The organism is Mucilaginibacter sp. Mucisp86 (assembly GCF_047324315.1).
In the GTDB taxonomy this organism is placed as follows: Bacteria; Bacteroidota; Bacteroidia; order Sphingobacteriales; family Sphingobacteriaceae; genus Mucilaginibacter.
The window spans coordinates 1,773,591-1,794,486 of sequence record NZ_CP168503.1; the positions used below are offsets into that span (position 1 = coordinate 1,773,591).

Below are 20,896 nucleotides of genomic sequence, written 5' to 3' on the forward strand. Positions count from 1 at the left end.
TAATGAAGAAAAAACTCTGTGGCTTGGAATTTAGCATGGAGAATATAGAGCAGATCATTAACATGGGCGGTCCATGGATTTGCTCTCTATACCTCGAAAACAATTTAATTTCAGACCATTGTATAATAGACAATGTTTTGGAAGACCCTTCCCTTAAAAGAGTCTATTTCGTTAAATATCACCGTACCTCAAAATGGAGGGCGGATAACTTCTTTACTTTGAATTACTTTTCGATTAATGATAATGAGATCTATCAATCCAAACGAAGATTTGAAATGCTCTATCTTAAAAAAATTTTGGGCCCGGAAAGCATTGAGATATTCTATGCATTCCATGACAAAACCCAAGATAGAAGAGATGTTTTCCCTGTCTCTCTACAACAATTTGTTATAATATCAGAATATTTGAAATGACCTTAGCTTTCTGAAAGCACCTAAAATAAGTTAAGCTTTCAGCTTAACCCGCTTTACCTCAATGGCTATTTACTGACACCCTCCTGTCAGTGTTCAATTTTTAAAAAACGGGGTGTTCAACATTTTACGAGACAAAATTACAACCCATTGATTATCAATACTAACCTGTTCAAATCAGCAAATAAGCGATTTTTCCAATTTTATAACCATCTGATTATCAACAGCAATCAAATTACAAAAAACAACAAGTGTTCACACTTTAAAAAGTTGAACACCTGCTAATCAGGCCTAAATCCGAAATCCAACATCCGAATTCCCAAATCAAAATTACTCCATCATCAACCTGCGGATCAGCTCGGCGCTTTGAGCTTTGCCCTCTTCAAGCCGGTGACTAAAGAATGCTTGGGTATCATTAAAATGTTTTTTATAGCCTTCCATATCACCATACCCAATAATTGACGACCATTCCCTCACCGCCGAGTGAAACTCCAGATCGTCGCCGCGGATGGTTTTATCATACAGGGCTGTTTCCAATGATTCTTCCAATAACTCCTCGTTTTTGAAAAGATATTCGGCAATGCCCAAACGCAGGCGGAAAGGCGGAGTTTGGCAAATGAGGTTATCATAGGGGTTAACACCAAGGTGGTACCAGGCATCAACCATACTTAAAATACTAAGGTGCGAGTTTGGCTTTTGATGATCAGCATGTTGGGAGAGTGAAAACTCCTTCATTACGGTATCGTTAAGCATAATGGGTTTGCGGCTTTCGTGAAACACAAAGTCGCGTGCGCGGTACAGGCGCTGCTTAAATGCCTCGGCCTCCTCCTTGATCATCAGCTTAAACAGCTCCGACTCGGATTCGGCGTAGCGCTTCACCTGCTGGCGGGCATAAGGGTTAAGGATAGCCAACCCGGCGTAAACGTGGGCCTTATAACTGAATATGCGCAAAGTAGTCAGGATTTTCACGTTATCAATACCGCCAATGTATGAAGCATTTTCCCAGGGGAAAAAACCGGCCGATTTCCAGGCCGTGCCCATGCTCTCAAACCCTACGTGGGTTACAGCCTGCGTGTCGGCCACAATACGGTCGTGCTCATGGTAATCCGAAATCTCGACTATGTTGCTGCCAATGGCGGTAAACAAATCATACATCCGCTGGTAAGCATCAGGTGTTGAGCGGTGCGGGATCAGGATAAGGGTTTGCCCGGCAGGTTCAAAACCGGGCCCGTGCATACCATGAAAGGTAACTATCTGGGCATCGGCAGGCAGGTGCTTTTCAAAAGTGGCAATCTCGGGGTGTTTAACCGAAGTTTGCCCCGCCACAATAGCGCCATATTTGGTTGAAGGGCCAAATTCGGCCACCACGCGCTCCATACTTTCGGCCTCAACCGAATAAATGATCAGGTCGTTGATGCGGGCAACATCGCTGCCATGATCCATCACCGTAATGCCGAAGGGTGTCAGTTCTTCTTCCAGTTTTTCGCGGTTGGCGGGCAGGTCGCAACCCGAAACGGTATAACCCGCTTTTGCGAAAGCCTTTGCGTACAGGCGGCCCATATCGCCCAAACCAATAATCCCTATATTCATGGCGCTAATATAACTATGAGTAGGTTAATTACGTACGAAAGCTTATTTTAGCCTCAAAATCGCAGGACGTATATAATAAAAACTGAATTTATCCTGTTTTGTTAATAGCATATACCTAATTTTACACTTGATGAACAAGCATTTACTACTTACGATAACGGTTTTAATAGCGATGATAACGGCCAGTGTTACGGCAACCTTTGCCCAGGACACTACCTCTAAAAAGAAACCCGCTACCCTGAAACCTAATGCTATTCCGCCCATTGTAAAATCAAGCCCGGCAGCGCTTAAAAACCCGGCAGTAACGCCTCCGCAACCTGCCAAGCCTGTTTATGCTCAACCAAGGGCAACCGCCGCCGATTCGGCCCTCCAAAAAGATAAAAGCCTGAACGGTCAGTACCAATACCTGCTCAGCAAATTATACCACTATCAGCAACCGCTGGTTGCCGCTTTGTGGAAAAACATGAAAGATACCCTCAATACCGAGCGCCGCCAGCTTAAAGAAGCAAAAGCCAGCCTTGCCGAACAGGGTAAAAATGTTGAAAATCTTAAATCGGACGCCACGAATAAGGAACAGGCATTAAATGAATCAAACGCCAAGCGCGATGAGATCAGCCTGCTGGGTATCCCATTCACTAAAGCAACCTACAACCTGGTAATGTGGGGACTGGTTATTGTTTTTGGTGTGGTTGCTGTTATTGTGATAGCCCGCTCAGGCGCACACAGCCGCGAAGCCAAATATCGCATCAAACTTTACGAAGAGCTTGACGAGGAATACAAAACCTACAAAGCCAAGGCCAACGAAAAAGAAAAGAAACTTGCCCGCGAACTCCAAACCGAACGCAATAAGCTTGACGAGTTGTTAGGCAGAGGATAAGTTGATTTCGGAATTGGGATTTTCGATTTCGGATTTTTTATCAGTAACTGAACATTTATTGATTTTATTTGTCATCGAAAGATCTTCTTCACCTTGCATAATTTACATACAGGGCGAAGAAGATGCTTTACTATGTTCAGCATGACAGAATATTAACACTAACTATGCCCAACACTAACCTCCTTGCCCTTATAACCCAACTACGTTCTGTTGCCGATACCGGCCTGCTGTATGCCAAAAATGAATATGATATTGAACGCTACCAGGAACTACAGCAACTGAGCACCAAAATGTTTGATGAGGTAAGTGGCTATGGTGCAGAAACCATCAACCTGCTATTTCCACAGGCAACTGACTACCCTACTGCTAAGGTCGATTTACGGGGCATCCTGCTTTCTCCGGATAACAAGATCCTGTTGGCCCGCGAAAGCGGCGATGGTAAATGGTCGCTACCGGGTGGCTGGGGCGATATTGGCTACACGCCTAAAGAAACGATTATTAAAGAATTTTGGGAGGAAACCGGTTTGCAGGTAACTGCCGACAGGCTGCTGGCTGTATTTGATAAAAAAATGCATCCACATCCGCCACAGCCATTTTATGTGTATAAAATGGTTTTCTATTGCAAGGCTATTACTACAGAGATCAATAAAGGCTTCGACGTGCTGGATGTACAGTACTTTGACATCGATAACCTGCCCCCACTATCAGAAGACCGGATCCTGAAAAGCCAGATCGAACTGCTGTATCAAAAGATCGTTAATGACGATATCAGCGTTTGGGCGGATTGACGCACTAACCGCAGCTAATCATACTATCCAAACACTACTGCTGATCTAAAACTATTCAGATCACTGCTACTGCCACTAACCAAACCTATTCTTTCAAATCGGGCAGACTACGTTTATCAGCAGGCAGGGCCAGGTACTTTTTGTACGAATCATTGATATAAACCGCCATTGAGGGGCCGTTGTTATTTTTAACAAAATCATATGACGGCCTGTAAAGTGTCATGAAGTTTTCAAGTTCCTGGCCACGCAGTGGAATGATGCTTTGTACATAGTTCATGGTAAACACTTCATCAACATGGCGTTCTTCTTCTTCGTGCTTAAAGTATTTTTTTAAACGGCGGGCGTCTTTCGCCTCCTTGCTAAACCAGGATGTAGGTGATAAAGGATAAACTTTAGCACGGGTATATACTTCAGGATATTCTTTATGCGCATCAAATGTTTCGCGTTTGGCGCTGATATTAACCTGCCTCAGCGCTATGGTTTGAGCAACCATCTCTATTTTTTTATTGGTAAAGTCGGTAACATATAAGGTATCCGATACATATCCCGGAGAACTGAAAATAAGCGTGTGCCCCGTTTCGGTACGGATGCTGAAATTACCTTTACTATCGGTGAGGGTCATTTGCCTGTTCTGGTTGTCGCGCACAAAAACATCACCCATTTTATTGTTTTTGCCCAACTCAACAACGGTGCCTTTTACAACGGTTTGAGCGTTTACAGTACAAGCCCAAAATAGCAATATAGATAATATAAGGTATTGGTATTTCATAGTAGATTATTTGTGCTGTAAATTAAACTTATTTTTTGTTTCAAAGGTTTTCAATTTAACACTTTTTCACCCTTGTATTATCTTAAATGACAAAAACCTGAATCAGCATTGCAATATGGTACAAAAAAAACGCTCCATCAAATTGATGGAGCGGATGGCAATTCATTATTGTTGTATTATGTCCCGGTATCTTTTTACTCAGGATTTAGGTTAATATCGGTTTACTTTAAAATCAGAGATACCTCCACTCATATGGATCAGGATCCTGTTTTTAGCGGCATCAAAGCCGTCGGTTTCGTAGTCGTTATCACTCTTTTTACTAAAGCCCTCAAACTCGTTTGATGAGAGGCCGGTATTAGATGTGATACGGCAGGCAGCGCCTTTTGGAACGCTTATGTTAACCTCAGACGCACCAGTTGAAACCTCCACATTTGTGGTACCAACAGGGGCTCCAAGCCTCACATCAAACGATGCTGCTCCGCCCTTTAAAGATAGGGTTTTTATTTTGAATTTCGAAAGATCAAAATTTAAATCTGTTGCACCGGTTGTAACGTCAATATCCCACACCGGATTTGTGTTTAATTTGATATCGGCTTTGTTGTTTTTACGATCGTTTGAATCAAAATGAAAACCTTTATTATTCTTCAAATTGAGGTTAAGCACATATACCGAATCATCTTTGCTGTGGTTAAGAGTATACTTACCATAAAGTTCCTGTGTTTGGGCGCTAAATAAATCGGCAGTACTGTCGGCTAAGTTATAGATGGTGCCACCGCCACTGATATTAAGGCGTGCATGTTTAATACCTGCATTATACTCCTCTTTAAAAGTTTTATCGCCGCCTATTTTAACAACGCCCTGGTCTGTATTGGTAGTATCGCTGTCGTCATCATTATCGTCGTTATTATAATCATCACTGTGAAAAGTCCAGGCGTTTGGCCAAAAATGATAGCGTTTACCAAAGTTGCCAAATACAAGTAGTGCAAAACAGCCTATTACAACAGCAAGTTTCAGGATAGTAGCCAACGGCGAGCGGTTGCCGGCAAACACCAGGCTGATACCACCCATAATCAAAAATATGGGCCACAGGTACAGGATGTTCATCCAGTCGAAATTTATTACGTGGAAGTTATCCAGCAGGAATACCACTCCCAACAACACCAGGATCGCGCCCGGAACAAGTTTATCGCTTCTCATGATTTTATATAGTTGGAGGTGTATCTTTAGTTTCTGTTTCGTCTTTAGTTGGTTCTGCTTCCGGAGCATCTGTTACCTCGTTAGCGTGCCAGTTTTGTTTTTCCCAGGGTTGTTTCTTTACACCTGAAACTATAAGTGCAATACCTGCCCCTACCAGCATTACAGGCCAAAGATTTTCAAAATCCCAGTCGGGCATCAGGTCAAGCTCGTTAAGCAGGAATACCGAACCTAAAAGGATCATGGCCACACCAAATATCAACCCAACGGTTGAAGCCTGCTTTTTAGGCGGATGCACAAATGGAGGCGGATTAAAAGGCTGACTGCCAAACTTAGGATCATAAAATGAGCCCGATTGCTGCCCACTGGTAAACAGGTTATCCTGTGGTGGCACCCTGTAGTCGACGCCGGGATTAAAGTTATAACCTTTTTTAGGTAGCACTATCCACAATACAATATATATAGGTAAGCTAAAGCCTTTCAAAATAAGGGTTACCAAAAATATCGCCCTGATAACTGCCACGTCCGTGCCGAAATGCTCGGCAAGGCCCGCGCAAACACCGCCTATTACCTTTCGGTGTTCATCGCGATGAAGTTTCTTTTCCATAATTTATGTTCGTTTATGTTTAAAGTTGATTTATCATAACTGGCCCGGTGCAGGTTTGATGATGATTTCGTCGACATTGGCACCGGTGCTCAACTTGTAAATATTGATGATTGCCGATGCTATATCTTCGGGCAGCACCATGGTATTTTTGTCAACTACTGCATCTTTCCACGAATCCGTTAACGTCGATCCGGGTATTACGGCGGTAACTTTTACACCATGCTCCTGCATCTCGAGCCTCATTACTTTTGTTAGACCTAACAGCGCGTACTTTGTTACACTATAACTACCGGCTTGTGGTATAGGATTTAATGATGCTACCGAACATATATTAAAGAAGTGGCCTTTGCGTGCATTTGCCATGGTTCTGCCGAAATAGCGGTACAACTCATAGGCCGGCATCAGGTTGGTATTCATTTGTATCTGGAGGGTATCTTCTTTATCATCCAATATACTTGAAGGGATAAACGTCCCTAAATTATTTACTACGATATCTATAAAACCCAATTCAGCCTCGGCGGCGGCTGCAAACTTCAGTAGTTCGGCTTTATTGCTGCCATCGGCTTTCATAGCAAAAACCTTTACTCCGGCATCAACTTGTTCCAGTTCATCTTTAAAGTTTAATAATTCCTGCTCATTCCGCGAACAAATTGCCACGTTTAATCCTTCATTAGCAAAAGCAATTGCAATTGAGCGGCCCATGCCTTTAGTTGAACCGGTTATGAGTACGTTTTTCATATTGTTTAAATTAATTTTTATAGTTAGTGAAGCTTTATGGCCGCAATTTACGTAAGCATAATAATTGAAGCGCTTACAAAATTGAATTTAAATGACTTGTTTTAACACCTGACCATTTAGGCTTAAAGGTAAAAAGCGTATTTTTAACCGATTTTTTATACATCTGCATGTTTCATAGCTTAGGAAAATATATACTCTTACTGCGTTTAAGTTTCAGGAAACCCGAAAAATTCAGTGTATACTGGGCCGAGATCATGCGTGAGATGGTTTCGGTGGGTATTGGCTCTTTAGGCATTGTTGCTATTATTTCGCTTTTTATTGGCGCGGTAGCTACCATTCAAACTGCTTTCCAGCTTATCAGCGATTTTATCCCGAAAACAGTGGTAGGCGGCATTACCCGCGATTCAACCATACTGGAGTTTAGTCCAACCATATCTGCATTGGTGTTAGCCGGTCGTGTCGGTTCTGCCATGGCATCACAAATTGGTACTATGCGTGTTACCGAGCAGATAGATGCCCTGGAGATCATGGGCGTAAATGCACCCGGCTATTTGATCTCGCCAAAAATTATTGCGGGTGTTACCATGATCCCGTTACTTGTTATTGTATCGGTTGGGTTGGGATTAACCGGTGGCTATATTGCCTGCTGGGCATCAAATGATGTATCAACCACTGATTACCTCAGGGGGCTTACCGATGGATTTAACCCGATTATTGCAACGGTTTGCGCCGTTAAAGCTATATCCTTTGGCTTTGTAATTACATCCATATGCTCATACCAGGGTTTTTATGTTAATGGCGGATCACTTGAGGTTGGCCAGTCAGCAACACGCGGGGTTGTGTGGAGCTGTATCATGATCCTTTTTTGTGACCTTATCATTTCACGCCTGTTACTATGATCGAAATACAAGACGTATATAAAACCTTCGGTGAAAACGAAGTTTTGAAAGGGATAACCGCAACCTTCCAGGCCGGAAAAAACAACCTGATCATTGGGGGGTCGGGATCTGGTAAAACTACTTTACTTAAATGTATAGTGGGCCTGCATGAACCTACTAAAGGCGATGTGATTTTTGATGGTGAAAATTTTACCAACATGAATTTTGAACAGCGTGTACCTATCCGTACGCAGATCGGCATGCTGTTTCAAAACTCCGCCCTGTTTGATTCCATGACAGTCGAGCAAAATATCATGTTTCCGCTCAACCTGTTTACAGATCAATCGAAAAGCGAAAAGCTTGACCGCGCTAACTTTTGCCTCGAAAGGGTAAACCTTGCCGGTAAAAATAAACTATACCCCTCCGAACTATCGGGCGGTATGAAAAAGCGTGTTGGTATTGCCCGTGCTATTTCGATGCAACCAAAATACTTATTTGTTGATGAGCCAAACTCCGGGCTGGACCCACTAACGTCTATCCTGATAGATGAACTCATTTCTGAACTTACACAAGAATACAGTATTACAACCGTAGTGGTAACCCACGATATGAACTCGGTAATGGGGATCGGCGATCATATCATTTTCCTTTATCAGGGCAAAAAATGGTGGGAAGGATCAAACAAAGAAATAGCTAAGACTGATAACAAGGAGCTTAACGACTTTGTATTTGCAAGTCCGTTTATGAGGGCAGCGAAGGCTTCCTTATAGTTGGCAGTTTTCAGTGGCAGTAGGCAGTATGTGCAGAGTTATCTGCATGTATTTATAATAACTATATTTGCAACCAATTTATTGACTGGGGCGTGCAAACTGCCAACAGCATACTGCAAACTGAATAAGAATGATCCAACTACTTACCCCAACGCACTGGAAAGATTACGAGCTGATTGATTGCGGCGATTTTGAAAAACTGGAACGCTTTGGGAACACCATACTTATCCGGCCGGAACCACAGGCGGTTTGGAACAAAACATTGCCTGCTTCTGAGTGGCAGCGCTTACACCATATTAAATTTAAGGGCCGCTCCGCAACTACGGGCGAATGGTTAAAAAAAGATCCGAAAACTCCCGACCGCTGGCATATCGAATATAAAAACAAGGAAGCGGCCATTAAATTCAGGCTGGGACTTACCTCGTTTAAACATGTTGGCATCTTTCCCGAGCAAGCCGTAAACTGGGATTATATCAGCCAAAATGTAAAACGCTTTAAAACACCCGAACCCAAAGTACTTAACCTGTTTGCCTATACCGGCGGTGCTTCACTCATTGCGCGGGCGGCCGGTGCCGATACAACCCACGTTGATTCGATAAAACAAGTAGTTACCTGGGCCAATGAAAACCAGGAGATTTCAGGCCTTAAAGACATCCGCTGGGTAGTTGAAGATGCTTTGAAATTTGTAAAACGCGAATTGAAACGCGGTAAAAAATATAACGGCATCATTCTCGATCCACCGGCTTACGGCAATGGCCCTAACGGCGAAAAATGGAAACTGGAAGATAATATCACCGAAATGATGCGTGATGTAACCCAACTACTCGATCCTGAAGAGCACTTCCTGATCCTGAACACTTACTCGCTTGGCTTCTCATCGGTTATAGTTGAAAACCTCATTAAAAGCTCATTCCCGCAGGTGCAAAACCTCGAAATTGGCGAGCTTTATCTGCAGGCCACAGCCGGGCCAAAACTACCTTTGGGGGTTTTTGGAAAGTTTCATAAAATTAAAAGTAATTAATTTCCAATATCTATCTTTGGCGCCAACCGAACCAACACAATTGCCGCTTTATAAGTGGCTGGGGATTAAATTAAACACGCCTTACATACACCTGCATTATATTGAACGTTAAAACAATGAAATTAAAAACGCTTGTACTATCCGCTACATTTGTAGCATCTGCAGCTTTGCTTTTAAACAGCTGCTCAGAAAACGGCAGCAATGCCAAAACCGACGGTAAAAAAACCGCCGCTGCAGTTAAAGGTGATTCGGCCCAGGCCGAAACAGCAGATACCTTGAGCGTTAAAAAATCCACCTACCCTCCTATTGATAAAAAACTGTACGATTCGTTGATGAAATTCAACGCGCACGGCGATACTACCGGCAGATGGCCTGTTAAAAATACGCCTTACCCTATTGGCGGCGCTATTTTACCATTTAAACGCGTAGTTGCTTATTATGGTAACTTATATTCAAAAAGAATGGGCATTTTGGGCGAATTGCCGCCAAACGAAATGCTTGCCAAATTGAAAGGCGAAGTAAAACATTGGGAAAAGGCTGATCCTAAAACCCCTGTTCAACCTGCATTGCACTATATTGCGGTTGTAGCCCAGGGCGATGGTGGTAAAGACGGCAAGTTCCGTTACCGTATGCCATTTAAACAGATCGACAGTGTATTGGTATTAGCTAAAAAAGCTCACGCCATCGTATTTTTAGATGTACAGGTAGCTTTAAGCAACATCCGTGCAGAATTGCCATTGCTTGAAAAATATCTTGAATTACCACAAGTGCACTTTGGTATGGACCCTGAATTTTCAATGAAAGACGGAACTCATCCGGGCAAAAAAATCGGCACTTACGATGCCGATGACATCAACTATGTATCAGACTATCTTGCTAAAATTGTTAAGAAAAACGGCTTACCGCCAAAAATCCTGATAGTTCACCGCTTTACTAAAAAGATGGTAACCAACTATAAGAGCATCAAATTACACCCGGAAATTCAGCTGGTAATGAACATGGATGGCTGGGGCGAACCAGACCTGAAAACTGGCACTTATCGCTACTTTATTAACCAGGAGCCGGTACAGTTTACAGGCTTTAAATTGTTCTACAAAAATGATATCAAAAAACCACCTCACCACATGTTAACACCTGAGGAGGTTTTATCAAAATACAAACCATACCCGATTTATATCCAGTATCAATAAGTCGGAAGTCTTAAGTTCGAAGTCGAGAGTCTTAAGTTAAAAGTCCTGAGTAAGTAATAAACTATTATTTACTCGGGACTTTTTATTTTAAAAGCAATATTTTCGATGGCAGACTTAGAACTTCAGACTAACGACTTAAGACTTTAACAAAAATGATAAAATGGGGCATTATTGGTTGCGGGCGAATCGCGCAAAGGTTTATGCAGGGATTTGACGCCGTTGAAGATGTTGAACTTATCGCTTCCTATTCGCGCAGGCCCGAAACTGTTGATGCCTTTATTGCGCAATACGGTGGTCTGGCTTGCCGCACTGTTGAAGAATTACTTGCAAGTGATATCGATGCTGTTTATATAGCAACGCTGCCTGATAGCCACGCTGCCTACAGCATTGCAGCCCTGAAAGCAGGCAAGCATGTGCTTTGCGAAAAACCGGTTACTGTAAACCTTGCCGAGTTGGATGAGGTACTTGCCGTTGCCAAACAAACCGGCTTGCTTTTTATGGAAGGGATGAAACCTCCTTTTTATCCATTATATGGCAAACTGAAAGAATATCTTATTAACGATCCGATTGGCCCGGCAGGCTATGTTCGTGCAGGATCGGCTGTGGCTGATTGTCCTCCCGATCATCCTAATTATAACTTTGATCTTATTGGCGGCAGCCTGATGGGTATCGCTATTTATGAAGCTTTTTTAGCGCTCGACTGGCTCGGCCCCATGCAGGATATTCAAACCATGGGCAGGTTTGGTGAAACCGGAATTGATATGTTTGCCATTTTCCAAACACTTCATCAAAATGGCTATGCACAACTATATTGTGGCTTTGATATGCATGGCAAAGGTGATGCATTAATTGTAGGTACGCTGGGACACATCACCATCCACAAAAACTGGTGGAACCCGGCAAAAGCAACTATAAGTTATCTTGACGGCCGCACGATAGAATTGAATGAACCATTTACCGCCGGTGGATTAATCTATGAGATCATCCATTTTTGTGAGCTCATCAAACAAGGAAAAACCGAAAGCCCGATATTACCGCATGAACTATCCCGGCAAATGATAGCAATGATAGATCGGGCGAGGGCCCAGATAGGATTGAAATATCCGACGGAAAGGTAAACTGTTTCTTATTTTTATCTCCTCACTGGCGCAAGTTTTGTGCGGTTGCCCAAGCGGGGCTAACTTGTGCTTTCTACAGGCAGTATAAAAAAGCACAACTGAGCGTCCCATCGGCCAGGTACACTACACTTGCGCTAAAAACCGCGAAATTCCGAAATCCTATTTACAGCTTGGCCGAGTTTAACACCGGGTTTTGGCTGGCGTTTACCTGATAAGTGTAAATGGCATTCTGTTCATCAACCTCAACAATACGGTAGCCTTTATAATCGGTTCCCCAGTCGCCTCCAATATGTGAATCAAAAAAGTGAGGTAGTTTATCGGTATAACGTACACCATCCAATAAATGATCATGGCCGTGAAACACCGCTTTTACATTGGGATAAGCGTGCAACAACTGGATAGTTTCGGGACAATCCACAAACACATCATTCTTTACCCATTTGGTAGGCGGGATATGCAGTACAACAAAAACGATCTTCTTATCAGCAAATTTATCTAATGATGCTTTAAGGAAAGCATTATTGGGGCAGGTATAGATGCCTTTTGTATCAGCAGTGTGAGCTAATACAAAAGCTATATCACCAAATTCTACAGTGTATTTATCCTCGTAACCAAAGGCATTTTTCCAAACGGTAGCATCAGCAAAGTCATGGTTGCCGGGGATGGTATGATAAGGAACATTTAATTTATCAAGGTATTTGGTCTTGATCTCCGGAAGTAGATCGGGACGGTTATGCACCAAATCTCCGTTCACGATTGCAAAATCAAGATGATTTTTACTATGATCCTCGTTAAGCCATTTAATCATGTTGCCGGTATGCAAAGCAAAATCAGTTCCCGGCTGACCATAATGAATATCAGAAGCTAAAGCAAATCTTAGTTTTAGTTTAGCCCTGGTAGCGCGGCTGTACCGGTTATTTTCGGCAGCAAAACTGTTAACGGCAGGTAAAAGACTTAAAGCGGCTACGCCCGTTAAGGCTGTACCAAAAAATTCGCGGCGCGAGGTCATAGGCTATTATTTTATTGCAAAGGTAGCCCCGCCGTGTTAAATGAAAGTTAAGAAACAGGCATAAATGTCATTGCAAGTAACGAAGCAACCGCATACAATACAGAGTGGCTTTGCTTCAGTGCGATTGCCGCGCTACGCTCGCAATGACATGTTTTTATCTACCTCAATCCCTTCTCCTTTAAAAATTTCACCAACGCAGCCGGATGATCAGTTTGTAAACCTTTCAAACCAACTGCAAGGGCTTTGTCCCAATCTGCAGGGCCTTCGCCTGCACTTTGAATATCGGGCCAAACCGGGATGTGGCACTCCCCGGCCAAAGCTACCATATCAGTGGTGTATTGGTTATAAGATCCGTCAAGAATATCAGGATGATACTGATTGATAAAGCTTTTCATGCCGGCGGTATTTTTAACACTATCCGGCAGGCTTAACATCAGCGGCATTTTAGGAGCAACCTTTCGCCAGCCTGTAAACTGGGAAGCACTGTTGATATAAACCAGGATCTGCTTTTCCATGCCATATTCTTTAATCATCTGATAGGCCTGTTCAGGATCGGCAGCTTTAAAATCAAGATAGATGCCGATCCGGTTTTTACATAATTGCAGGATCTGCTTAAAGGTTGGGATTCTGAACACCTCTTTATTTGTGGTATCCTTGCTTTTTACCTTCAACTGTAATAGTTCCGCAAGTGTAAAATCTTTCAGCTGGCCTTTGCCATCGGTCATACGGTTGATACTGCCGTCATGCATGCTTACCAGCTCGCCATCCTTTGTCGTACGCAGGTCGATCTCCACATAATCCACTTCATTTTTGATGGCTTCCCTGTACGCTTCAAGCGTGTTTTCGGGGTAGATCACGTGATCGCCGCGGTGAGCAGCGACTATAAACTTATGCCTCGAAACGGGTGCCGGGTTGGGCTGCCATCCATCACCGGGAAGCAGCCACAGCAAAGCCAAAATTGCTAATATTTGAAAACGCATCGATATTTATTTTTTACCTGTAACACTACCTATGGCATCACCTACCTCATGGCCTGCAGCGGCTTTAAAATCAAAACCTAGCAAATTGGCAATAGTTTGAGCCAGTTGCTTATGATAAGTTGTTTCGGCCAGTTTCATTTCACCCGAGGCCGGGGTGTCCGGACCAATAGCAGCAAACCAGGTTTGCTCTGAATGTAATACATCCGATCCGTGATCATGCCATCTTTTCATTGGCTCATCGCCCCTGCCATGATCGCAGGTGATGATCAGCGTGGTTTTGTTTTTATAAGCAGGTTCTGATTGGATATAATCCCAAAGCTGTTTAATAAATCCATCTTCCTGCTTAATACGATCCAGGTAAAATTTATAATTGCCGCCGTGCGCCATATCATCCGGTTCATCAAACGACACATATAATGCCCGTGGCTTGTATTGCATCATATAGTTTTTGGCAAACTCAAATGTCAGGAAGTCGATCCGGGTTGAATCACTGATATAACGGGGAGCTTCCAGTTGCAGTTCATTCAGATGTTTCAGGCGATCATTCATGCCAGGAACTTCTAAGGGCATAAAGCCGGCGTTAACCAAAATACCAGCACGCTTCGGGCTCAGGATCTGCGAAAAACGTTCCCATGACGCAAATGCTGCTACCTTATTTTCAAAGCCTTTTTGTTTGTTCAAAAACTCAAGTACGTTCATGTTGGGATTATAGATCCCGTCATTGGTATTCATCCGCTTATCCGGAAAACCTGTAAATATTTCATTGTATCCCGGGTATGAAAAATGATAAGGATTGGCTACTTCATCTTTACTGCCCAGGTCGCGGTTACCATAAAGTTGTCCTTTTTCAACTACTGTACTCCAAATAAAAGGCATCAGCAGTTTACGACGGTCTGCAGAAGCATCCACCCAGAAATTTTTACGCACCTCATTTTTATCATGCGTATCATTTGAGTTGATGATGGCCGAATCGGCACCGCGGAAAACTTCCTGCCAGCGTAACCCATCGATAGTAACGATAACTACATTTTGTGTTTTGTGTTGGGCGGATAATGCCGAAAAACACAATGCGAATAATGCTAATAAGATGATTTTTTTCATAGTTGTTGTATTTAATGATAAAGGCCCCAGATTAGCGGGGCCTTTATGCAGATTAATTAAAACGTATAAACTAAGGTTATTTAAGCAACCACATAACACCATTAATATCATCGCTGCCGCCAAACTGAGCGGTTAATGCAGCGTTGTAATTAGTAGCGTTAACAGTACGCTCTGATTGAGGATATTCAAAACGTTTAGGGATACGACTACTATTACCTGTACCAGGACCGGTAGTAAAGGTTGGTACACCTGTACGACGGTAGTTGAAATAAGCCTCTAAACCAGAGTGACGGAACATAGCAAGATATTTTTGTTGCAGGATCTGGGTTAAACCAGTAGCGCCGGTTACATATTTTACACCAGCCTGAGCATAGTAAGCATCCCAATCAACATTAATAGTATAAGTTTCGTAGTTAGTTGGTTTTGCGGGGCTTGCATCAGAACCGGTTGGTTTGTAGAAATAAGCAGTAAATGCTGCTTTACCAACAGGAATTGAATAAGCCTGGAATGAAGCCTGGATACCTTTAGTGTAATAGGTTTCTGCATTGCCAGTTGCCCAGCCAAGGTTTAAGCCTTCGGCTATGTTGAACATAAGCTCAGGATAACCAATCTGGATGCTTGGTTCACCAACATAGGTTGAGTAATAACGTTTCCTGTTCAGGAATGAATATTTCTGCAGTGTAGCATTATTGTACATCACACCAAGGTCTAAACCAGGATCGGCACCAATGAATGAAGAAAATGCAGTTGGGCTTTGTTTCAGTTCATCAACATTATAACGGGCAGGTTCGGCGGTTACAAAAACACGCGGATCCTGTAGCTGTGTAAGCAAGCTGATGTAAGTAGCCGAAGTATTTTGCCTTGAACCGTTCTGACCAAAGTTGTCGGGGTTTTGAGGATAATAGTTACTTGGAGCAACAAAAGTATATTGCAGGTTATCATCATTGCTGGCCATCAACGGATATTTGGCGGGGTTACCAATGATGTTGGCAAACTGGGCTTTAACATCAATATCAGCTGTTTTTTTGCTTAACTCAATAAGCAACCTTACCCTGAAAGTATTTACAACTTTTTGCCACCTTGCAAGGTCGTTACCTAAATAAATGTCATTTGATAAAGCAGCACCAACACCGGTACCGCCGGCCGATGGGTTAGCTATCAAAGTGCTCATATCAGCATTTGCCGATTCAAGCCATGCTAAACACTGTACCATCACATCTTTCTGTGCATCATATTTTGGAGTAAGGTTATCCAAACCTTTTAATGCATCAGTCATTGGGATATCACCTTCTTCAAGGCTCATTTTGCTAAAGAAATAAGCTCTGAAAAATTTACCCACAGCTTCGTAAGGGTTTACAGCTGAACCACCGGTTGCTGCGGCGCGCTGCTCCATCACAATAACGTTTTTTAATGCGTTATAATAATTGTCGCCACCACTTGCAAAACCGTCATAACGGTTGTTGCCGTAGTAGTCATAGTTATAAAGGTAGTACTGGCCGTAAATCTCGTTTTCTGATTGCGGCAGATCTGCCATTTTGTTAAGGATACCATTGAATAACAGCGAAGCCGGTACTGTACTTGGTACATTAGTGTTTTTTGTAAGATCCTCAAAACTTTTCTTACAGCCAGTGGTGGTTGCAAGTGCAAGTGCGGGTAATACAAGAGCTTTTAATATCTTTTTCATGATCGTCTTTCGGTTTGGTTAGAATGATACATTTAAGTTAAAACCATAGCTACGTACTGTAGGTGACTGCAATACAGTTGAAGAAGTAGCATAGTTATACTGATCTAAATCCACATCCTTGAAGCGTTTGTCTCCGTAGAAGTATAAAAGGTTACGGCCGTAAACTGATACCGAAGCCTTTTTGATGAATGATTTATCAAGCCATGCTTTAGGAAAATCATAACCAACTGTTACTTCACGAAGTTTTGAGAAGGTTTTGCTCATCAGGTTTGACTCATCAACATTGTAATATTTACTTACATAATCCTGAACCAATACTGTTTTGCCGTTAGGAGCATATTGCAAAGCACCGTAGTTAATAATTTTACCGGTAGCTGGGTCATAGTTTATAGCCGCACCGTTTGATACAGTTACACCCTGGCCTACATAGCTGCCGTTATAGCCTGCTTTACCAAAGTTTTGCCAGTCTTTATAACGGGCATCACCCAAAGCACCTGTTGCAGTTTCGATGTTTGCACCGCCACGCATGGTTTTGTTGTGCATGTAATCAATGATCACACCACCAACTGATCCGTCAAACTGGAAACCGAAATTGATGTTTTTGTAGTGCAGTTTGTTAGCGAAGCTCCACTGGTACTTAGCGTTTTCGTTACCTAAATACTGGGCAACAGGTAATGCTAGCGGTTTACCGGCGGCATCATTGATGATTTGGCCCTGAGGTGTTCTTGCAAAAGCAGTACCATATAGTTTATCGGTACGGTCTCCTTTTTTGAAGAAGGTTTTGTAACTCTGTTGACCCGGAGGCAATTCTTCATAAACATCTTTAAAGGTAGCTACATTAAGCAACACATTCCAGCCAAAACCACCAAGGTTCTTGATTGGGGTGCCTTCCAATGAAAACTCGTAACCGGTTTTCTTGGTTTTTAAAGCATTCAGGTATAAGGTTGTATAACCGGTAGCAGTTGAAATAGAGTTAGCCAAAATCTGCGGACCGTCGATATACTGGAAAGTTGTTGCCGATAAACCTAAACGATTTTGCAGGAATTTAATATCAAAACCTTCTTCGTAGTTAACACGGGTTGAGGTTTTGATGTTTGGCTGATACAAAAAGTCAGATGCAGAAGCCGCCGGCTGGCTGTTATATGGCTTGCTGGTTAAGTAGAATGGGTTAAGCTGATAGCTCGGACCATTATAAGGTGAATTATAAGTGCTGCCGTAACCAAGCGGATTTAAGAATAACGGATTTGAATTAGGGCTGCTGGTAGTTGTTGAACCGCCATAAACCGAAATAGCGTTAAATGGAGCAGGACCAATTGTTGCGCTTGAAGCATCAGCTTTTACAGTTGAGTATGATGCCCTTGCTTTTAAGAATGAGATAACCTCTGGCAGTTTAACGTAATCAGAGATCACAGTAGCTGCCGATACACTTGGATAGTAATAAGTAGTTACGTTTTGGAAAGCCGATGATTTATCGATACGGCCGGTGCTTGATAAGGTAGCATATTTACCAAATGTAGCATCAATTGAGTAGTAACCGCTTAATACACGCTCCTGTGATGAGAAGTTGGTTGACTGTACAGCATTTTTTGAGTTGCTGAAAGCATAAACTTCAGGTACATTCAAATAATCTGTTGAAGTCCAGCTTGAGTTGTAGTTAAAGCTACGCAGGTTTGAACCAACTAAACCTGATAAGTTCACGAAGTTTTTGATAGTATAGTTATAGTTAACAAATAACTCGGTGTTGTTATCAAACAGGTTACGGCGGTCTTCACGATAATCGCCCTGGTTACCTTCACGGCCGTAAGGGTGGGCCGAGAACGGCAAATCTTCAGTACGCAGGATGTTATAAGTATCAATTTGCGAACGTAAAGTAACGTTTAAGTTATCGTTGATCTTGAAGTTACCTGACAAGTAACCGTAAACGTCATTTTTATAATGGCCACGGGTCCATTTTTGAGTTAACAAATAAGGGTTATGGTAACGGGTGTATTCAGCAAATACCGATTGTACGCCTTCTTTACCTGGCTGCCAGATAGCTTTAATATCCGGTGCGTTGATGTTCCAATCGGCGCCGGTCCATACAGAAATGTTGTAGATGATACTGTTAGGGCCGTATTGTACATCTGGAAAGTTATCAGTTGATTGCCTGTTGAAATCAACGTTTGCTTCAAACTTCCAACGTTTTGACGGAGTGAACTGACCGTAGAAGTTAGCATTCGCTATATCAAGATATTGAGAAGGGATATAGCTGGTTTGATGTTGTTGTGAAACTGAGAAACGGGTTACATAAGTTTCGCCAACAGAACCTAAGGAAACGTTATTGTTGGTTTGGTAACCGGTTTTCAAAAAGTTTTTCAGGTTGTCTTTACCACGCGCAACCCACGGAGTACCCTGGCGTACGCCATTAACAACCGGACTGTCATACTGCGGTATTAATTGGCCGGCAAAATACGGGCCCCAAACGTCGTAATCGCTATCCACACCACCTGGTGCACCACCTTTACCATCTACGAAGGTGTAAAAAGTATTTTCGCCCGGGCCAAATGTGTTTTGCGTACGCGGGAATGCAAGGAAGCCGGTATTCATAACCGTACTGCTGTTTATATCAACAGTCAGGCCTCTTTTGTTTTTCTCACCTTTTTTGGTTGTGATCAAAATCGCACCGTTTTGTGCACGGCTACCGTATAGTGCAGCTGCCGACGGGCCTTTTAACACAGTATAAGTCTCAATATCATCAGGGCTGATATTATAGGTATCAGTATTAATAGGGAAACCATCAACTACATATAATGTAACTGAGTTACCCCTGATCAACACAGACGGGTTACCTAATAACTCGGCCGATGGGCCTACAGATAAACCGGCTACCTTACCTGTTAAACCTGTAATAGGGTTAGGGTCGCGGGCCAGGGTAACATCGGCACCATTTACTGATTGTGTTGAGTAACCGATGCGGCGGGTCTCTTTCTTAACACCCAACGCGGTTACAACAACTTCGTTCAGTGCTTTGCTGTCGCCAATCATGATTACATTCACGGTTGTTTTATTGTCAACCACCACGTAAACCGGGGCATAACCAACAAACGAGTAAACAATGGTTTGACCTGCGGTTGCAGTAATACTGTAACGACCGTCAATATCAGTAACTGTGCCTTTATTTTGTTCTTTGATTTTTACACTTACGCCTGGCAGTGGCAAGTGCTTGTCATCGGTAACAGTACCGCTTATTTTGGTTTGTCCGAATAAAATAGATGGAGCTACGCAAAATAATAAAACCGTTATTACGGTTCTTAATCTCTGGTAAATCTTGTTCATCTGCTAAAGTTTAAGGGTGAAATATTTAAGTTTTTCATACAGCAATACTAAACTTTGTTTATTATTAGTAAACCAACTTAGTATTAAGCTATACTTAACTTGATGTTCACCCAGTGTTAAGCAGGCGATTTTTGTAACAAACGGGTTATATATTAATCACAAAAACTTAATATGAACATTACTCATTTACCAGTTGCAGGTGTGCAAGGGCCATTGCTTTTAAATGATCAACATTATTTACGGGCACATGCATTTCTTTTGCCATGTCATCCCAGTAGCGTAACCTGATAATAAGTTCGGCGTCCTGGTTTAGTTCAAACTCGGCGGCTTCTTCGGCAGTCATCACACCTCCCTGAAATTCAAGGGTAGCTTTACTGGCATCCGAAAGGCGGTTATAATATTCGGGGTATTTATAGGTAAGATATCTTTTGGCAATTACGTGGCCCTGTACCAGGTTGGCAACCCTTTCAGAAAATCCACGCTCCAACAGGTAGTCGGCACCCAGGCGCTCGTGATCAACATTGCCCATACCGTCCATGCTCCCGGCTTCTTCAGCATCGGCACAAAGGTGACCAATGTCATGAAAAAAAGCGGCAAGCACCACTTCATCATCATAACCTTCGGCCTGGGCTAAAGCCGCCGCCTGCGACATATGTTCCAGCTGAGAAACAGGCTCTCCTATATAATCGGCATCGCCAAATTTTTCGTACAACGAAAATACTTCATCAACCACAGCTTTCGGATTATATTGAGATGGTGCCATACTTTTTAAATTTTTAGGTGCAAATAAACAGGATGCAGGTTATTAAAATATTAATTGTTTATGAATTATAGTAGCATGCATATACATTTAAAAT

At 42.6% G+C, this 20,896-nt stretch carries 19 protein-coding genes; 8 read left to right on the forward strand and 11 right to left on the reverse strand.

Annotation, left to right across the window (positions count from 1 at the left end; all coding sequences use genetic code 11):
* Nucleotides 1–2: 2 nt before the first annotated feature.
* Nucleotides 3–413 (forward strand): hypothetical protein, encoded by a 411-nt coding sequence (locus tag ACEN9X_RS07250; protein ID WP_413669732.1) that lies wholly within the window; start codon nucleotides 3–5, stop codon nucleotides 411–413.
* A gap of 327 nt (nucleotides 414–740) precedes the next feature.
* Here the strand turns inward: ACEN9X_RS07250 and ACEN9X_RS07255 are convergent, their stop codons facing one another.
* A complete protein-coding gene (locus ACEN9X_RS07255; protein WP_413669733.1) occupies nucleotides 741–2,000 on the reverse strand; it encodes a prephenate dehydrogenase/arogenate dehydrogenase family protein in 1,260 nt (419 codons plus the stop codon).
* 130 nt (nucleotides 2,001–2,130) lie between these two features.
* Here ACEN9X_RS07255 and ACEN9X_RS07260 point away from each other — a divergent pair, with 130 nt between their 5' ends.
* Nucleotides 2,131–2,877 (forward strand): hypothetical protein, encoded by a 747-nt coding sequence (locus tag ACEN9X_RS07260; protein WP_413669734.1) that lies wholly within the window; start codon nucleotides 2,131–2,133, stop codon nucleotides 2,875–2,877.
* A 164-nt stretch (nucleotides 2,878–3,041) separates the two neighbouring features.
* Nucleotides 3,042–3,665 carry an NUDIX hydrolase gene (locus tag ACEN9X_RS07265; protein WP_413669735.1) on the forward strand — a complete coding sequence of 208 codons (624 nt, stop codon included), beginning with the start codon at nucleotides 3,042–3,044 and terminating at the stop codon, nucleotides 3,663–3,665.
* A gap of 85 nt (nucleotides 3,666–3,750) precedes the next feature.
* Here the strand turns inward: ACEN9X_RS07265 and ACEN9X_RS07270 are convergent, their stop codons facing one another.
* The 4 genes from ACEN9X_RS07270 to ACEN9X_RS07285 all read right to left on the reverse strand — a co-directional run bounded on the left by ACEN9X_RS07270 (nucleotide 3,751) and on the right by ACEN9X_RS07285 (nucleotide 6,973).
* Nucleotides 3,751–4,434, reverse strand: a complete 684-nt coding sequence (locus ACEN9X_RS07270) for a carboxypeptidase-like regulatory domain-containing protein (protein ID WP_413669736.1) — start codon at nucleotides 4,432–4,434, stop codon at nucleotides 3,751–3,753.
* Nucleotides 4,435–4,644: 210 nt separating this feature from the next.
* On the reverse strand, nucleotides 4,645–5,631 hold the full coding sequence (locus tag ACEN9X_RS07275) for a LiaI-LiaF-like domain-containing protein (protein ID WP_413669737.1): 987 nt from the start codon (nucleotides 5,629–5,631) through the stop codon (nucleotides 4,645–4,647).
* 4 nt (nucleotides 5,632–5,635) lie between these two features.
* Nucleotides 5,636–6,235: a PspC domain-containing protein gene (locus tag ACEN9X_RS07280; protein WP_413669738.1), complete on the reverse strand. Its 600-nt coding sequence runs from the start codon at nucleotides 6,233–6,235 to the stop codon at nucleotides 5,636–5,638.
* 33 nt (nucleotides 6,236–6,268) lie between these two features.
* Entirely contained in the window at nucleotides 6,269–6,973 is a 705-nt protein-coding gene (locus ACEN9X_RS07285) for an SDR family oxidoreductase (protein ID WP_413669739.1), read from the reverse strand.
* Nucleotides 6,974–7,140: 167 nt separating this feature from the next.
* On the opposite strand from ACEN9X_RS07285, the gene ACEN9X_RS07290 reads away from it, so the two are divergent.
* The 5 genes from ACEN9X_RS07290 to ACEN9X_RS07310 all read left to right on the forward strand — a co-directional run bounded on the left by ACEN9X_RS07290 (nucleotide 7,141) and on the right by ACEN9X_RS07310 (nucleotide 11,950).
* Entirely contained in the window at nucleotides 7,141–7,872 is a 732-nt protein-coding gene (locus tag ACEN9X_RS07290) for an MlaE family ABC transporter permease (RefSeq protein ID WP_413669740.1), read from the forward strand.
* Entirely contained in the window at nucleotides 7,869–8,621 is a 753-nt protein-coding gene (locus ACEN9X_RS07295) for an ABC transporter ATP-binding protein (protein ID WP_413669741.1), read from the forward strand. The genes ACEN9X_RS07290 and ACEN9X_RS07295 overlap by 4 nt, the downstream gene beginning before the upstream one ends.
* A 130-nt stretch (nucleotides 8,622–8,751) precedes the next feature.
* Entirely contained in the window at nucleotides 8,752–9,642 is an 891-nt protein-coding gene (locus ACEN9X_RS07300) for a class I SAM-dependent methyltransferase (protein WP_413669742.1), read from the forward strand.
* Nucleotides 9,643–9,758: 116 nt separating this feature from the next.
* Nucleotides 9,759–10,832 carry a hypothetical protein gene (locus ACEN9X_RS07305; RefSeq protein WP_413669743.1) on the forward strand — a complete coding sequence of 358 codons (1,074 nt, stop codon included), beginning with the start codon at nucleotides 9,759–9,761 and terminating at the stop codon, nucleotides 10,830–10,832.
* 152 nt (nucleotides 10,833–10,984) lie between these two features.
* Nucleotides 10,985–11,950, forward strand: coding sequence for a Gfo/Idh/MocA family protein (locus ACEN9X_RS07310; RefSeq protein WP_413669744.1), 966 nt, complete (start codon nucleotides 10,985–10,987; stop codon nucleotides 11,948–11,950).
* Nucleotides 11,951–12,113: 163 nt separating this feature from the next.
* Here ACEN9X_RS07310 and ACEN9X_RS07315 read toward each other — a convergent pair whose 3' ends face one another.
* From ACEN9X_RS07315 to ACEN9X_RS07340, 6 genes are all read right to left on the reverse strand, one after another.
* Nucleotides 12,114–12,959: a metallophosphoesterase family protein gene (locus ACEN9X_RS07315; protein WP_413669745.1), complete on the reverse strand. Its 846-nt coding sequence runs from the start codon at nucleotides 12,957–12,959 to the stop codon at nucleotides 12,114–12,116.
* Between the two features lie 158 nt (nucleotides 12,960–13,117).
* Entirely contained in the window at nucleotides 13,118–13,939 is an 822-nt protein-coding gene (locus ACEN9X_RS07320) for a glycerophosphodiester phosphodiesterase (RefSeq protein WP_413669746.1), read from the reverse strand.
* A gap of 6 nt (nucleotides 13,940–13,945) precedes the next feature.
* Nucleotides 13,946–15,040, reverse strand: a complete 1,095-nt coding sequence (locus tag ACEN9X_RS07325) for an alkaline phosphatase family protein (RefSeq protein ID WP_413669747.1) — start codon at nucleotides 15,038–15,040, stop codon at nucleotides 13,946–13,948.
* A 76-nt stretch (nucleotides 15,041–15,116) separates the two neighbouring features.
* Nucleotides 15,117–16,724, reverse strand: a complete 1,608-nt coding sequence (locus tag ACEN9X_RS07330) for a SusD/RagB family nutrient-binding outer membrane lipoprotein (RefSeq protein ID WP_413669748.1) — start codon at nucleotides 16,722–16,724, stop codon at nucleotides 15,117–15,119.
* An 18-nt stretch (nucleotides 16,725–16,742) separates the two neighbouring features.
* Entirely contained in the window at nucleotides 16,743–20,039 is a 3,297-nt protein-coding gene (locus ACEN9X_RS07335) for a SusC/RagA family TonB-linked outer membrane protein (RefSeq protein WP_413669749.1), read from the reverse strand.
* Between the two features lie 178 nt (nucleotides 20,040–20,217).
* The gene (locus ACEN9X_RS07340; protein WP_413669750.1) at nucleotides 20,218–20,802 is read right to left on the reverse strand and encodes a phosphonate degradation HD-domain oxygenase; all 585 of its coding nucleotides are present in this window, start codon (nucleotides 20,800–20,802) and stop codon (nucleotides 20,218–20,220) included.
* Between the last annotated feature and the right edge of the window lie 94 nt (nucleotides 20,803–20,896).